This is a genomic window from Peribacillus sp. NPDC097295, from assembly GCF_044761665.1.
GTDB lineage: Bacteria > Bacillota > Bacilli > Bacillales > DSM-1321 > Peribacillus.
Map to the genome: position 1 here is coordinate 259,323 of NZ_JBIWCW010000005.1, position 15,282 is coordinate 274,604.

At 40.9% G+C, this 15,282-nt stretch carries 14 protein-coding genes and 1 riboswitch; of the genes, 2 read left to right on the top strand and 12 right to left on the bottom strand.

Going from position 1 to position 15,282, the window contains the following annotated elements; translation table 11 throughout:
* Positions 1 to 87: 87 nt before the first annotated feature.
* The 8 genes from qoxD to ACIQXN_RS12000 form a co-directional block, all read right to left on the bottom strand.
* On the bottom strand, positions 88 to 369 hold the full coding sequence (gene qoxD / locus ACIQXN_RS11965) for a cytochrome aa3 quinol oxidase subunit IV (protein WP_402966584.1): 282 nt from the start codon (positions 367 to 369) through the stop codon (positions 88 to 90).
* A complete protein-coding gene (gene qoxC / locus ACIQXN_RS11970) occupies positions 369 to 965 on the bottom strand; it encodes a cytochrome aa3 quinol oxidase subunit III (protein WP_402966586.1) in 597 nt (198 codons plus the stop codon). The genes qoxD and qoxC overlap by 1 nt, the downstream gene beginning before the upstream one ends.
* Positions 965 to 2,911: a cytochrome aa3 quinol oxidase subunit I gene (gene qoxB, locus ACIQXN_RS11975; RefSeq protein ID WP_402966588.1), complete on the bottom strand. Its 1,947-nt coding sequence runs from the start codon at positions 2,909 to 2,911 to the stop codon at positions 965 to 967. The genes qoxC and qoxB overlap by 1 nt, the downstream gene beginning before the upstream one ends.
* A 69-nt stretch (positions 2,912 to 2,980) precedes the next feature.
* Positions 2,981 to 3,883, bottom strand: a complete 903-nt coding sequence (qoxA, locus tag ACIQXN_RS11980) for a cytochrome aa3 quinol oxidase subunit II (protein ID WP_402966590.1) — start codon at positions 3,881 to 3,883, stop codon at positions 2,981 to 2,983.
* Between the two features lie 579 nt (positions 3,884 to 4,462).
* Entirely contained in the window at positions 4,463 to 4,762 is a 300-nt protein-coding gene (locus tag ACIQXN_RS11985) for a hypothetical protein (protein WP_402966592.1), read from the bottom strand.
* 220 nt (positions 4,763 to 4,982) lie between these two features.
* A complete protein-coding gene (locus tag ACIQXN_RS11990; RefSeq protein WP_402966594.1) occupies positions 4,983 to 6,188 on the bottom strand; it encodes a S1C family serine protease in 1,206 nt (401 codons plus the stop codon).
* A gap of 24 nt (positions 6,189 to 6,212) precedes the next feature.
* Positions 6,213 to 6,407: a hypothetical protein gene (locus tag ACIQXN_RS11995; protein WP_402966596.1), complete on the bottom strand. Its 195-nt coding sequence runs from the start codon at positions 6,405 to 6,407 to the stop codon at positions 6,213 to 6,215.
* A 30-nt stretch (positions 6,408 to 6,437) separates the two neighbouring features.
* On the bottom strand, positions 6,438 to 7,217 hold the full coding sequence (locus ACIQXN_RS12000; RefSeq protein ID WP_402966598.1) for a COG3014 family protein: 780 nt from the start codon (positions 7,215 to 7,217) through the stop codon (positions 6,438 to 6,440).
* A 191-nt stretch (positions 7,218 to 7,408) separates the two neighbouring features.
* On the opposite strand from ACIQXN_RS12000, the gene ACIQXN_RS12005 reads away from it, so the two are divergent.
* Both ACIQXN_RS12005 and ACIQXN_RS12010 read left to right on the top strand, forming a co-directional pair.
* Entirely contained in the window at positions 7,409 to 7,765 is a 357-nt protein-coding gene (locus ACIQXN_RS12005; protein WP_402966600.1) for a hydrolase, read from the top strand.
* Positions 7,766 to 7,836: 71 nt separating this feature from the next.
* On the top strand, positions 7,837 to 8,220 hold the full coding sequence (locus tag ACIQXN_RS12010; protein WP_402966602.1) for a hypothetical protein: 384 nt from the start codon (positions 7,837 to 7,839) through the stop codon (positions 8,218 to 8,220).
* 57 nt (positions 8,221 to 8,277) lie between these two features.
* On the opposite strand, the gene ACIQXN_RS12015 is transcribed toward ACIQXN_RS12010, so the two are convergent.
* The 4 genes from ACIQXN_RS12015 to ACIQXN_RS12030 all read right to left on the bottom strand — a co-directional run bounded on the left by ACIQXN_RS12015 (position 8,278) and on the right by ACIQXN_RS12030 (position 15,024).
* Complete coding sequence (locus tag ACIQXN_RS12015; RefSeq protein ID WP_402966604.1) at positions 8,278 to 9,291, bottom strand: ABC transporter permease; 1,014 nt, start codon at positions 9,289 to 9,291, stop codon at positions 8,278 to 8,280.
* A 1-nt stretch (position 9,292) separates the two neighbouring features.
* Positions 9,293 to 10,795, bottom strand: coding sequence for a sugar ABC transporter ATP-binding protein (locus tag ACIQXN_RS12020; protein WP_402966606.1), 1,503 nt, complete (start codon positions 10,793 to 10,795; stop codon positions 9,293 to 9,295).
* Between the two features lie 66 nt (positions 10,796 to 10,861).
* Positions 10,862 to 11,977, bottom strand: coding sequence for a sugar ABC transporter substrate-binding protein (locus ACIQXN_RS12025; RefSeq protein ID WP_402966608.1), 1,116 nt, complete (start codon positions 11,975 to 11,977; stop codon positions 10,862 to 10,864).
* A 113-nt stretch (positions 11,978 to 12,090) separates the two neighbouring features.
* Positions 12,091 to 12,197: riboswitch (SAM riboswitch) on the bottom strand.
* 85 nt (positions 12,198 to 12,282) lie between these two features.
* On the bottom strand, positions 12,283 to 15,024 hold the full coding sequence (locus tag ACIQXN_RS12030) for a GTP-binding protein (protein ID WP_402966610.1): 2,742 nt from the start codon (positions 15,022 to 15,024) through the stop codon (positions 12,283 to 12,285).
* Positions 15,025 to 15,282: the final 258 nt, after the last annotated feature.

Consider the following 15,282-nt stretch of genomic DNA (forward strand, 5'->3'; position numbering starts at 1 on the left):
CACGCCTCCCCCTTAAGCTACCTTGTGAAAATTCCTGAACAAATCAAAAGAGGGCGCCTAAAAGGCGCCCTCTTTTGATAGATTCTCTTACACGTCCCAAATCATAGCTAGTAATGTACCAAAAACCGTGAATAATGCAATGAACATACCATAATAAACATTTACGTAAATTGCTTTTCCATCTTTCGTTTCACCAGCATGCATGAATACGACAAGCTGAAGACCTGCTTGTATAAATGCAGTGACTAGTAGTACTGTCATACCAGCTGCGAATGACATATCAAGGAAGTAAACGGCAATAGCCGCTGCAGTAAGAATCATTGAAAATATAAAACCCATTACTTGTTTACGCGGGAATAATTCAGACATTATGAGATCATTCCTTTCAGATAAATGAAGCTAAAGATAAAGATCCAAACCACATCCAAGAAATGCCAGTAAAGTGAGAAGATAAACGACTTATTAGCTGTGGCCGGAGTCAAGCCGCGCTTTTTAACCTGTAGGATAATGAATGTTCCCCAGAATAATCCAGCAGTTACGTGAGCTCCGTGTGTTCCCAATGTTGTCATCAGCATGGCTGTGAATGCACTAGTTTGTATTCCTGCCCCAATATGAACATAGTGTTTAAACTCGTAAATTTCAACGCATAAGAATCCTAGGCCTAGCAGAAGCGTAATAGCAAAGAATGTCATCATCGCTTTCTGTCTACCAAGACGCATAGCGTGGATACCAAGACCGATAACAAAACTACTTGTTAAAAGTAAAATGGTTTCTGCTAGAACTGGAGTGATTTCGAAAATCTCTACTCCAGGACCGCCATCAGTACGGCCCTGTAATACGAAATATCCAGCAAATAGTGTAGCGAACAGCATAATTTCAGCACCAAGGAAAATCCAGAAGCCAAATATCTTCAGACTATTCTCTTCAGTACTATATTCAAGTGGCAGCGAGTTATCAATTTTCATTATTTAGCACCTCGCAATTTTGATTCTGTCTCTTCAATTTCTTCAACTGAAATGTAGTGACCATGATCTTCCTCGAATGACCGAAGCGCCATACATACAAAGATCGCGATTGTAGCAATGATACCAGGAATCCAAAGTCCAAATACGAATGAGAATCCCCAAACAAAGAAGATCGCACTCATGATAATCGGCATTCCACTATTATTTGGCATATGAATTTTTTCATACTTGCCTGGGAATAGATCGTGACCCTTTTTCTTAGCATCCCATACAGGTTCAATTGAATTAACCTGTGGCAATACCGCAAAATTATATTCTGGTGCAGGGTTATAAGTAGACCATTCAAGCGAACGGGCATCCCATGGATCTTTACCGATATTTCTTGGAGAGTAACGAATACTGTAGTACACGTTGTAGACGATTACCGCAAAACCTACAGCAAGTCCAGCTGCTCCAATGAATGAAATCATATTCATCAAACCGAATCCAGTTGATTCAGAATATGTGTACATACGACGTGCTTGACCATCTAAACCACTGAAGAACATCGGCATAAATGCAACTAACGTACTCATTGTGATAATCCAAGCTGAGATCTTACCGATTTTTTCATTCAAAATGAAACCGAACATTTTTGGCCAGTAGAAATGAAGACCAGCTAACATCGCAAATACAACACCAGGAATAATAACCATGTGGAAATGGGCTACTAAGAACATTGTATTATGGTACTGGTAATCAGCTGCTGACATTCCAAGCATTACTCCAGTCACACCACCGATTGTAAAAATCGGCAAGAATAGTACTGAGTAAAGCATTGGCGTGCTAAAAGTGATCTTACCTTTATAAAGCGTGAACAACCAGTTGAATATCTTGACTCCGGTTGGAACAGCAATCGCCATTGTTGTAATAGAGAAGATACTGTTTGTAAGTGCTCCTTGACCCATAGTAAAGAAATGATGCACCCATACTAGGAATGATAGAAGCGAGATGATAACCATTGAAGCTACCATTGATTTATAACCATATAGATTACGTTTTGCAAATGTTGAAATAACCTCACTATAAATACCGAATGCCGGCAAGATTAAGATGTAAACCTCAGGATGACCCCATACCCAGAAGAAGTTAGCCCAAAGCATATCCATACCGCCACCAGTTGTTGTAAAGAAGTGGGTTCCGAATAATCGATCCATTGTTCCCATGATAAGTAACACTGTTAATACAGGGAAAGCGAAAACAATGATCAAGTTTGTGATTAATGCAGACCAAGTAAACATTGGCATTTTCATTAATGTAATACCAGGTGCTCTCATTTTCAGAATCGTCGTGATGAAGTTAATACCCGTCATCAATGTACCAAGACCTGCAATTTGAAGAGAGAACATGTAATAGTTCGAGCCTACCGACTCACTAAAGTCATTACCTGCAAGTGGGAAATAAGAAGTCCAACCTGCGTCAGGAGAACCACCAACTACGAATGAAATGTTTAATAACATTGCACCCATAAAGAATAACCAGAAGCTTAATGCATTTAGACGTGGGAATGCTACGTCACGTGCACCAATTTGTAATGGAACTACGATGTTCATGAAGGCCATGATAAATGGCATAGCCATGAATATGATCATTACGACACCATGTGTCGTGAAAATTTCATTATAATGCTGTGCATCTAAAAGTTTGTTATCTGGCACGGCAAGTTGTGCACGCATCATGATAGCATCTGCGCCACCGCGGAAAAGCATGGCTAAAGCTGCGATTATATACATGATACCGATACGTTTATGGTCAACTGTAGTTAACCATTCACGCCAAAGATAACCCCATTTTTTGAAATATGTCAAACCAGCAATTATGGCAAGAGTAGTAAGACCAATGGCAACCATCGATGCGTAAATCGCAAGACTTGGATGAGGTACGGCAAATCGATCAAAGAATTCCATACTATCGTGACTCCTTTTGGAAATTTATTGTTTACTCTGTAAGGTTAGTAATATAACCAACCCTACATCTTAATGATTGCTATGTTCTTCGTGTTCTTCATGTGAATCATGTTCTTCGTGTGATGAACCATGATCATGTCCCCCATTTTCACCCTCAGGTGCAGGACTGAATTCTAGATGAGTTCCAGTGTAAGTAGAAGTACCAAGATGACCTGGTTCTAATAACTCATCGAATTTTTCTCCAGTAAGAGGTTTAGCAGTTTGTTTCACTTCATCTACCCATTCATCAAACTCAGCTTGAGGCATTGCTGTTACGTTGAACGTATTTTCAGCAAATCCTTTACCACTGAAGTTTGCGTTTCTACCCATATATTCACCTGGCTCGTCCGCTGCTAAGTGCAACGTAGTAACCATGTCGCTCATTGCGTATTTTTGACCACCAAGTTGTGGAATCCAGAAACTTGTGATCGGTCCATAAGAATAAAGCTTGAATTCAAGTGGACGGTCTGTCGGAATGTATAAATAGTTAACCGTTTCAATATTTTCTTCTGGATAACTAAAATGCCATTTCCAGTTAGAAGTTGATGCGTAAACAACCAAAGGTTCTTTATCTTCATATCCTTCAGGAGTTGCTTCTACCTTATAGTTACTCTGTGTTGAAATGACTGAAAGGAAACCTACGATTATAATAGGAACGATCAAACAAATCGCTTCTACAAGTTTACTTCCTTCTATATGAGGAGGCTCGTAACCCTCACTTTGTTTGGAAGCTCTGAACTTGACTAGCATATAGATAAGAATTCCAAAAACGACCAAAACGATAATCGACATTAATCCAATCGATAACATAATGTCCTTAGCTTGCGTTTCAGCTTGCGGCCCTTTAGGATCTAAGACCATTAATGGTTCACAACCTGTTAACACTGTGGCAACAGTAAAAAGGATGGTTAAAAAAGCCCACTTTATTTTCATCGTGCTACCCCTCTCTTAGTATAATATATTTGACATTGGTAATTATTCGGGAAAAACATTTACCAAGCTTTAAAACTCGTATTCTCATATCTTAGTTCCAAGTAGAAAAAAAGACAACATGAATTGAAGAATGTCATAAAAAGTTCATTTAAAATACGTAAATATGTGGAAAATGAGTAGTTATATTGTATTATTTTAAATTTAGTCCTATAATAAATCCTTATAAACAAAAATAAGCTGGAATGACCGAACGTAAATTCATCCCTACTTATGCCTACTTTATTTTATATTAATATAACGAAATAAACAATTGTAACATTATACATTATGGGAAACACTACCTGACAATCACTTTGAATGTTAAACACTTCACATACTAGGATAGGATATTTTATCTATTTTTTCATAAAGATCCTTCTTTCTTATTTTTTATGGTTCATGGGGATAATATTATCTCCATGAAGGTTTTTCACTCTCATGGTGTAAACAACGATATCAATTCTAATCTAAATGAAGGATATCCTCAAGACTTTCATCTTATTAAATACATATGAAGTAAAGCCAAAAAGAAGAAAGGTGTCAAATTGACACCTTTCTTCTTTTTGATTTGGCTTTAAATTTAATTAGCTTCGATGAGTCCGGTATAATTCTTTGGCCTTTTTTTGTATTCTTCGTCATTTCTTCTGTCAGAACAAATAATATACCAACAAGGAAAATACTAGCTGCACTTAACGCAATGGTTATCCCTATGGTGGTTAGTACATATCTTTCGTTGTAACCGCTTACAAATAAGCTGAATAAAACTAATAAAATTCCAATTGTACACCCTGTGCCCGATACCCATTTCAGCGCATCCAATACCTTCTGATTAGCTTCCATCCTGACAACCCCTTTTCTTTTCATTTTAATATTTTTCACAATTTTGTCAATATTACAACTATTTTACAATGTATGCATGGTGTTATCCTTGACAAAATCCTCTTACATAGTAAAAAGATGCACGTTTCATTCTATTTATAGTATGGGCGTCTTTTACTAAAACTACTCGGAAACTGGAAAGATACAAAAGGCTTCAGATCATTAATCCGAAGCCTTCCAGTTAAGCACTTTTCAAAGTTACCGTCAACGTTTTTTCTTTTGTTCCGCGATATACTTTGAATACCACTTTATCTCCTTTTTTCTTATCTTTGTATAGTTGTTTTCTCATTTCAGCGGCTGTACTGACCTTGGTTCCATCAATGGCCACGATGATATCCTGTTCCAGTATTCCTCCTTCCGAAGCAGCCGATCCCTGTTCCACACTTGTAACCATTACTCCTGATTTTGCAGCTTCAGGCATATCCTTTAGGTAATATTGAGGAAGTTCTTCTGTATTGGTAAGACTCACCCCTAAATACGGCCTAGTGACTTTCCCCTTTTCAATCAGTTCCTTTACAATCGGAATGACCTCATTACTTGGTATTGCAAAGCCTAAACCTTCCACCCCACTTTCCGATATCTTCAAGCTGTTGATACCGATGACTTCACCTGCCGTATTGATTAAGGCCCCACCGCTGTTTCCGGGATTGATGGCCGCGTCCGTTTGAAGGACATCCAACTCCCATTCGCCATCCGAGGTGTCAACCGAAATTGCCCTTCCAGTCGCACTGACGATCCCTTGCGTTACTGACCGTGAAAAATCAAGTCCGAGCGGATTACCGATTGCCAGTACCTCTTCACCTGGCCGTATGCTATCAGAATCTCCAAAATCGACAGCCCCCGGAGCCATGGAACCCTCAATCGTCAAAACGGCTAAGTCTGTTAAGGCATCGGAACCGACAACCTCTGCTGTCGCTTTTTGTCCATCATATAATGAAATTTCCACTTGCTTAGCTCCTTCAATGACGTGATTATTCGTGATGATGTATGCTTTACCGTTAGCTTTTTTATAAATGACCCCTGATCCCGTGCCACTCTCCACTGTTTCACTCTCTGTACTTTGTTGCTGGAAAGGATAACGACTATTGGATTCTTGAAAATTGACTACGCCTACAATCGATTTTGAAGCTGTTTCAACCATATCTGCCCTCTGATTAGAATCTGTGCTCGTCGACAATTTTTGTGGAGAGACCGTTTGCTCTACAGCAGCCGTTTGAAGGGTATCATCAATATCCTCTTTTTCCTTAAACTCTCCCCCAAATACAAAAACAGAAGAAGTTACTAAAGAAGCCACCACGCCAGAAACGAGACCCGTAAATACATGCGACTTTCCTTTTTTAGGTTTATCCTTCACCCTGACTTGTTCTTCACCATTATAGTTCTCCATCTTTGTCCCTCCCATTTATGACTTTTACTTGGCTCCATCATAAACAGGAATTATTAAAAATTTCTTAAGAAACCTTGCAGATGATAAACTTTTTTCTTTGACCGATATTTTTGCGAAATTGACCGATAAATCATTTGATTTGACCGATAAGATTGGGATTTTGACCGATATATCGCCCATATTGACCGATAAATGGCCGAGACCCATTTTTGCAAACAAAAAAGACGCCCCTTTAAAGGCGTCATCCACTTACATGAGTTCATACACTTCTTTCGTTTTCTTATTCACGCCATACCAGCCCCAAGTGGCAGTATGCCCACCTTCGTTACTATCATTGACCACTTCAAAGACTTGGAAAATATAATCTTCCTTTTCGTCATCATGGTCATAGTGGATTTGTAGCTGCGGATTTTCGTCAAACTTGACGAAATCTTTCACCAGTTGCTCGGCTGTAGCTTTCGAAATGGATTCATCCGACTCTTTCTCCTCAACGACGGTTTCTTTTTCAACTGGTTCCTCCTGGACGGCTTTTTCCTCTTCTTGCGCTTCTTTCGGTGTTTCTGTTTCCACTGCCGGATTATCTTCAGCTTCTGACTCTGGTACACCCTCTACTTCTTCACCTTTATCTTCATCCATTGTTTCACCAGGTGCCGTATCCTCTTCAACCGGTTCTATGCTGGCACTTTCCGTTTCTTTCAACATCTCGTTAGCCTTTTTTACCATCGACTTGCCTTCTTCGAATTTTGCCTTATAGGCAGCAGCCTCTTGGAACAATGCTTGTGCCCCATCAAAATCTTGCTCCTCATATTTCTTCATCCCTTTAGAGAGCAATTCCGATAGCTCCATCAGCTCTTTCGCTTCTGTCGTTTGGTCATCTTCATAGGCCAATTCAAACGCTTCATAAGCTTCTAAGTAGTTCTCTTCTTTTAATTGGCTTTTTCCTAATTCCATGTTAGAGTCATACACCCTCGTCGTACAACCTGTAACGATGAATACCATCATTAAAATAAATACGGATAATTTCTTCATACTTAGCACTCCCATCCTGGTTCAATATCATAAGTTGTCCTATCATTCTATAAATCTATCTTACCCTATTTCATAAGAAATATCTGACATCTATGTATGAAAGCGACTTTTTTCTAGGATATCCAATATGAGGGTTATTTTTTTACAAATAGTGGTACATCATAATTAAACACTTAAAGGGGTGAATACGAATGGAACAGGAAAAGCAAACATATTATGTGGATCTAGTGAGTGGTGACATTCTGGCGCAAAAATTAGATGAAAACCCAAGCTTCACCATACAAGCGAACGATGATGATATGGCCGAATTGAAGCAATGTTTAGAGGATCACCATAAAGATGACCTTGAAGCATATGCCCGTTCGCATGTACCCTATCTCCTCTATCATCATGACCGGGCTAATGATAAGTACGATGCAGCCATGAAAAAACTATACCGCATCATCTATCGATTAGGGGACGAGGCAGCGAGGAATCACATTGATGATATTGGGATATTGGAAGATAACAAATTCGAAGGTGACAGTGAAATTCAGAAGTTTAAATAAGCAGCATGTTAGAACAGAATCTTGTTTATGAAGGTTCTGTTCTTTTTTATAAAAAATCTAAGGAGTCATGTATGAAAAAAGCGATTTACTTCGGCCTAATGGCTGGCACCCTATGTATTTTGTTTGGCTGCGCGCAAGATTCATCCAGTGAAACGGTAAAGGATAGCGAAAAGCAACCTGTAACGGACGAATCGACAGAAGAAAGCGGACTAGAACAAGGCGTTAGCCAGTTGGCGGAAGGATATGCACCTGTACCTGAAGAAGGCGATACAATCAGCGCGGAAAAAGAAAAAGAAATTTATCTATACATGAAATCATATACCACCGGCAAGTCTGAAGGTCAAAACACACAAGATGCCATCACACAAAAAGCGAGTAAGAAATTCGGGATTACCCAAGAACAGGCCGATACGCTTTATAGGCAATTTGAAATGGAATTATACAAACCGAAATGAAATGACCGTCAAATTTAACAAAGACCAGCACCCATATGAGCTGCTGGTCTTTGTGTTTCAGTGTTTTTGTTTATAATAAGTAACCGCCAACGCAAGGGCAAGCACTGCACCTTTCACGATATCCATCGCATAATACGGGACCGACATCATGATCAGTCCGTTTTGAAGGATCCCGATCAAGACGGCCCCGATGAACGTTCCAAAAGCATTCGGCTTACCTGCGCCCAGCACCGAAGAACCGATGAAGGCGGCTGCCACCGCATCCATCAAATAGGGAGAACCTGAATTGATTTCCGATGTCATGACGCGGGAAGCAAGGACGATCCCACCGATAGCAGCGAACAGCGCCGATAACATATAAGCAACTACTTTATATTTATTGACCGAGATTCCCGAGAGCCTAGCCGCCTCCTTATTTCCGCCAATGATGTACATATAGCGGCCATGCTTCGTATAGGTCAAGAAGATGTGAGTCGCAATCACGATGACTCCCATGATCAGGATAATCCAAGGCACCTGTCCGATTTTGCTGAAAAAAGGGCTGATTAGACCTGTAGCGAATGTTCCGTCAGGCATCACCATGTTTTGTGAAACCGTCGCTCCTTTTGTATACGTAAGAGCGAGCCCTTGAATGATGAACATGGTCGCCAATGTCATCAGCATGTCAGGAATCCTTAACTTTACAATCATGAATGAATTCAATGCGCCCACCACTAGCGAAGCACCGATGGCCGCTATTATCGCAATCAACGTATCCTGGGAAAACCAGACAAACATCGAGATGACAATGGCATTGGCTAATGAGGCAACGGAACCAACCGACAAATCGAAGCCATCCACAGTCAAGGATATCGTGATCCCGATGGCAATGATCGTCACGATAGAGATGGAACGTAAAATGTTAATAAGATTATTCGTTTGAATGAACGATGGATTCGCAATCGCAAAAACGGCAATCAAGATGATGATTGTCAGGATCGTTCCATATTTATAAAAAAATTCGAACAGATCGAGTTTTTTCTTGGCTGGAGTTGTTGGTTTCTCTGTAAGAACCGGAATCGGTGTACTCATCCTATTTGCCCCCTGTTGAGTAGAATAGTAGTTCTTCTTCATTTGTCTTATTTGTCTCTAGCTCCTTGACCATCCTTCCATCATATAAAACATAGGTTCTGTTCGTGATTCCCATGATTTCGGACAATTCGGAGGAGGCATATATAATCGCTTTTCCATTCTCGGCTAATTTGGCGATTAGTTCAAAAATATCCTTCTTGGCCCCGACGTCGACTCCTTTTGTCGGCTCATCGAATATGTAAACATTCGCATCAGCCATCAGCCACTTTCCAATGGCCACCTTTTGCTGATTACCTCCTGAAAGGTTTTCAACCTTCGCTTCCTCTGTGGGCGTTTTTATCCCGAGAGTCACAATCAGTTCCTTCGCCTTTTTCTTTTCTGCCTGGCGATTGACGATGCTGAATGCCTTGGTGAATTTCCCGACACTTGCTGCGGTCAGGTTTGTTGTAACCGACTCCTGTACGAGAACTCCTTCTTTCCTCCGTTCTTCGGGGACTAATGCCAAACCACATTTCACAGCATGATGGGGCGTTTTTAGACTAAGCTTCCTTCCATTCAACACGACTTCCCCTGTTGTAATGGACGTGTGACCGAAAAGCGCTTTACAAAGCTCTGTTTTACCTGCTCCGACAAGTCCCGCTAAACCGACGATTTCTCCTGATTTTACCTGGAGGTTAACGTTTTTAACTTTATCACCATCGGACAGTCCATTCACTTCAAAAATCACGTTCCCAACCTCCGCATTGACGGTGGGGAACTGTTCCTCCATGGATTTTCCAAGCATCTGCTCAATCACTTCGTTTTGGGTGATATTCGGGATTTTCCGGCTCGTCACACTCTCCCCGTTTCTCATGATCGTAATATCCTCGCAAATGCCGAATATCTCGGGAAGACGATGCGAAATGAAAATAATGCCAACACCCCGTTGCTTCAATCCATTCACTATGCGAAACAGCTCCGTCGTCTCCGTATGGCTTAACGGCGCAGTCGGCTCATCAAGGATCAGGAATTGACATTCCGTTGAAACGGCCCTTGCTATCAAGACCATTTGTTTTTCAGCCAAGGTCAAGTCTCTTACCAGTTTCTTTGAAGATACACGGATATTCATATCATCCAAGATTGCAGTCGCTTTCCTATGTAATTCGTGCCAGTTGATGATTTGTTTTTTTCCCATGTTTTGTACAGTCTCATTTAGCATCACGTTCTCCGCGACCGTTAAATAAGGAATGAGGGCCGTGTCCACTTCCTGGTATACAATTTGAATGCCAGCTTCCTGTGCAGACTTTGGGGAACGGATATCCTGTACCTTGCCATTCAGAAAAATGTCGCCGGAATAATGGACATGAGCTCCTGAAAGGACTTTCATTAATGTCGATTTCCCTGCTCCATTTGCGCCGACCAATGCATGTGCTGTCCCCGACCGTACTGAAAAATCCACTTCACTCAGCGCTTTTACACCCGGAAATTCGATTGATATCTGTTTCATGTCTAATTGAATGCTCATGTCCAATCCTCCCCATTAAACAGACACTCTCCTTCACTTGAAGAGAGTGTCCACTGATTATGTTCGTCACTTCTTATAATGTTCTTTCAATACCTTCATCCATTCTTCCTCAAATTCCGTCGAGACTCCCCAGCCTTGGACAATGCCGGATAGATTGGTCATGTTGACTGATTCCTTGGATGATTGTAACTGTTTTTGTGAAATCAACGAGGCTTCTAAATCATAGCTTTGTGGCGTTTCCTCTCCCGCTAATTTTTTTGCCAATAGCCTCAAATTCACAGCACCTATCAATTTCGGGTCAACCGCTGCCGTATACGACCATGAACTTCCTTTTGTTTGAATCTCCTGAAGATCGGCATTGGAAACATCAATTCCATAGATTTTCACTTCATCGCGCCCAGCTTCTTTAATTGCACGAGCCGCACCGATGGCAAAGGCATCCCAAGTTGCGAATATTGCGTCAATTTTACCTTTGGGATATTTGTTCAACATCGCTGCAACTGCATTTTGAGTCTGGACCGAAGTATCTGCCGATGCCACCCCGAATCTTTCAATTTCCTTAATGCCAGGATTTTCTTTCAGCTTATCTTGATACACGGCGTTTCTTCTCACCATTGGTGGGAAACCGTCCACCCAAAGGTATGCAATATTCGCTTCGCCTTTTTTATCTTCAATCAATTTGTCAAATGCAAGGGTTGCCAAAGCTTCATCATCTTGTGAAGTTACGGTTACACCATCAATCTTCGTTAGATCGCTGATGGAATCAAACGTGACTACACTTTTTCCTGCATCCACCAACTTTTGTACATCATTCACTGTCGCTGCATCATCACCATGGGAAATGATATAGCCATCATAATCTTCTTCGAGAGCCTGGGCAATCGCATCATGGAATTTAGCCGTATCGCCATTCGCCGTATATGTATCCACTTGAAAGCCGAGTGCTTCGCCTTCCTCTTTCGCCCCTGCTAAGTATTGGGCCGTGTGATCATCGCCGCCAATTTTACGAATGACTTTAATTTTAGCTCCCTCGCCTTTCGCAAATCGTTCTGGAACATTTTCAAAAGATACCTTTTCCTCTTTTTTCGCTTCCCCCGTACTTTGTCCTGAAGAACAGCCCGTCAAAAGCAAAGCCGAAGCGATGACTGAAACGAAAGCCCCTTTAAAAATTGATTTCCTCATTTAAACTCCCCCTGTTTTTTTATTATTCTTATCTGTTTTGTTGGTATAACCCTAAAATAAAAACCTCTCTAAAATTAGAGAGGTTTAATCAGCTGATTTGCGGACTTATCCCTCTCTTATCTGTCAAAACATTTCTGTTTTGCAGGATTTAGCACCAATTCCTAAATGGAACGGTTGCTGGGCATCGTAGGGCCAGTCCCTCCGCCACTCTTGATAAGAGAATATAATGTGTTACGTTTCGGTAAGTATCACTTTATAGAGATATAGTCGTTAAGTCAATAGTTTTAAGAATATTTTAAATGTTTTTATTTTCCTTGTAATTTCGCCAGGCGTCTTTTCTCAATTTTTTCAAGACGTTCATACTGACGCAGTTTCACTTCGAAAAGAGTGATTGGATCACGGTAAACTTCTGGATTTTCTCTCATATGTTCCAGAGCGGCCTGCTGTTCCTTGATTTCGGTTTGCGTTTGTTCGATGTTCTTTTCAAGAATGGCAAATGGATTGCGGTAGAACAAGGATATGTCCCTCTCCAAGGATTTTTCGAACAATCCGAACTGAGTGAGGAAACGTTCACTGATCATATCAGCAACATCCTGGAAGTCTTCATTTTCCAAGAACTTCTTATATCGATTGTACATATTCGCTTTGTTTTGCGGAATGGCTCCAAATAGCTTCCCAGCTCCCTTAAGAATCAATTGAGATGGGGTCCTTCTCAGTAAAATATTCACATTGTCAATCCGGATACTGCTTGTCATCCGGTCCGCATCACGGCGCCAGTCATCCAGGACCCTGAAGTCCCCGGCAAGTACAATCCGTTCTTCTTTATACAACTCATTGAATCCGGCGCTCATTTCGTCCATGAACTGTTGGCTTTGCATAAATTCCAACTGCGAAGTAGCAATCCAGTCTTGAAGGGAACGGTAATATTGCGGCATAATTTTGTCTGATATAAAGGCCTGTATCCGATCGTTCATTTCCTGATTCAGCTGTATATGGACTTGGCTAAAATCACTATCCTCAGATAATGTTTTAGAACAATCACGCAGCAATTCAGGAATTCTTGTAGAAAGCTGCTTCTTCACTTCTTCTTTAAGTAACCGATAAGATCTGGTTATATTTTCGCTTTTTTCTGTTTCCAAATCAGTCAGCTGATTTGTAGCGGCCTTCAGCTTCACTTCCATCTGTTCATTCCATGAAATAGAGTGCTCGCATTTCCGTTCGTTCGCTGCCCGTTTTTCTAACAGATAAGATAATGTTTTACGGGTGAAAGCAAGTAGCTTCTCTGCTCTCATGTCCTTCCAATTGCTATCTTGATAGTTTGCATGAAGGAAGACTCCCAAATCCTGTAGCTGTTGTTTGCTGTCATATAGCTTTGAGAAAGCAAATACTTTCGCATTTGGGAAATAGGCATTCACTTTATCCCATGTCTCATCTTCCATCCTGACTGCCACTTGGTCACTGTAGATTGTATCCATTTTATTGAGCAAGAAATGAATGGGAAGCTTTGGAGCCAATTGCTGTATTTCCAATAACAAGTCACGTTCACTACCAGTGAAAGGTGCCCGTGCATCTAAAACGAACATCACTCCGTCGCTCTCCAGTAAATAATTATGGAAATCAGGGTCAACACTTTTCTCTCCATTGAAACCTGGTGTATCTAATAACCGCAGGCGATTATTTCTTAAGTAGTCACTGATGAGCGTCACATCGACAATCGTACCGCGCTGACGACGTATTTCATCCAATTCCGTTAACTCTTCGACCGATTTGCGATCTGTATCGGTAATTTCATAGATTTCTAGGTCATCGCCATCTTTCACGCTAATCAGAGATGAATGGTCTTCCGCCGCAATACTTTCTCCTGCAATCGACTGAATGAAGGATGTCTTGCCGTTCCCTGCACTTCCAACAAGAAGCAGGTTGAAATTGCTTGTATCCTTGATTCCTTCTACCATCCATTTCAACTTATTGCCGACTGATAGATCATTGCTCTCTGCCCATTGTATGATGGAGTTGATCAGTTTTTCTCCTGATTCTAGTCCGCCTCCCAATCTAGGGGATTTCGCTAGCAAACTTTCCGCATCTTGAACAACAAGTGCGCTCACTGTATCCGGGAAAATTTCATTCCATGAAAGGACTGAAGCCGCAGCAAACAAGGAAAGCTCCCCATCAGCAATCTTCAACCAATTTTCAAGCAACCTTGGTACGACAGGGCTTAATTCTTTGACTAAATGCGTACCTTCAAGCAATCCTGCATAAGCATCACGGTAATAGACGGAAAGCTCATCCCAAACATCCCCGTTGTTTAATTCAATTTCGTCAATCAGTTTATTGATGACCTTAAGCCATTCAAAGTAAGAGTCGGTATATTTGTAGTTTTTCCAAAGTGCAACTGTCATTTTCTCAAAACGGTCTTGGTCCAGGTTGTATAAGGATCTAAGTACTTTTGAGAAGTAATCCGGAGCCGTCGATTGTGCAACCCCTTGCTGGATATACGTTTTCAGGACATCAAACCACATCATGGACTGCGTACGGATACTTTCATTCGCCGCTAAAACAATCGCACTATTCCAATCCTTTTGCGCCTCAAAGAAGGAGCGTGCTATTTCTGTGACATTTGGGTAATCCGGTTGGAAATCGACCGCTTCCTTCACCACTTTAGAAGCCAAATCATTTCTTGTTTCTACTATGTACAGTGAAAACAATTGCAGAAGCACTTCCGTCTTCAACACAGGTTCGCTCGTATTTACACCTTTGTAAATATCTTCAGCGGTCGAATACATCTCTAGTTCAAAGTAGGCATCAGCAATATTCTTCTTTGCCCACGCAGCTAGATCGCCCTCTATGTTTTCCCATTTAAATATGGCCGCCTCATAATCATGGTGCAGGAAGTACACTTCACCCTGAGCAAACCGAATCGCCGTTAAATCCGCTCTTTCCTTTTTTTGTTCCACGAGGAACATTTCTCCCAAGGCTTGAATCGGATGCTTATTTATGTCATCTATCATCGTTTCATAGAACTTTTTGCCAATCAGCTGTTCTTCCATCGTAATTCCCCCGATATATTTCATATTTTCAAGTAAAGGATCAAATCAATAGGTTCCTTTAGATAAGAAAATGATCTGTCAAAGCTCCAAATTATTATTTTAACAAAACAATATGGTAACAACATGTCATAACTCTTACAAGTTTAAAACAGAAACCGTCGGGCTTGTAATGTTTTTAACAAATCCACCCTAATTTTTTACTCTCTTCTTTAAAATATGCTTGTATGGATTTCACCAGGATATGAAGCAATGCGAGGG

Coding starts and splice junctions, on each gene's coding strand:
- qoxD (WP_402966584.1), bottom strand. CDS start 369: ATGTCTGAATTATTCCCGCGTAAACAAGTAATGGGTTTTATATTTTCA.
- qoxC (WP_402966586.1), bottom strand. CDS start 965: ATGAAAATTGATAACTCGCTGCCACTTGAATATAGTACTGAAGAGAAT.
- qoxB (WP_402966588.1), bottom strand. CDS start 2,911: ATGGAATTCTTTGATCGATTTGCCGTACCTCATCCAAGTCTTGCGATT.
- qoxA (WP_402966590.1), bottom strand. CDS start 3,883: ATGAAAATAAAGTGGGCTTTTTTAACCATCCTTTTTACTGTTGCCACA.
- ACIQXN_RS11985 (WP_402966592.1), bottom strand. CDS start 4,762: ATGGAAGCTAATCAGAAGGTATTGGATGCGCTGAAATGGGTATCGGGC.
- ACIQXN_RS11990 (WP_402966594.1), bottom strand. CDS start 6,188: ATGGAGAACTATAATGGTGAAGAACAAGTCAGGGTGAAGGATAAACCT.
- ACIQXN_RS12000 (WP_402966598.1), bottom strand. CDS start 7,217: ATGAAGAAATTATCCGTATTTATTTTAATGATGGTATTCATCGTTACA.
- ACIQXN_RS12005 (WP_402966600.1), top strand. CDS start 7,409: ATGGAACAGGAAAAGCAAACATATTATGTGGATCTAGTGAGTGGTGAC.
- ACIQXN_RS12010 (WP_402966602.1), top strand. CDS start 7,837: ATGAAAAAAGCGATTTACTTCGGCCTAATGGCTGGCACCCTATGTATT.
- ACIQXN_RS12015 (WP_402966604.1), bottom strand. CDS start 9,291: ATGAGTACACCGATTCCGGTTCTTACAGAGAAACCAACAACTCCAGCC.
- ACIQXN_RS12020 (WP_402966606.1), bottom strand. CDS start 10,795: ATGAGCATTCAATTAGACATGAAACAGATATCAATCGAATTTCCGGGT.
- ACIQXN_RS12025 (WP_402966608.1), bottom strand. CDS start 11,977: ATGAGGAAATCAATTTTTAAAGGGGCTTTCGTTTCAGTCATCGCTTCG.
- ACIQXN_RS12030 (WP_402966610.1), bottom strand. CDS start 15,024: ATGGAAGAACAGCTGATTGGCAAAAAGTTCTATGAAACGATGATAGAT.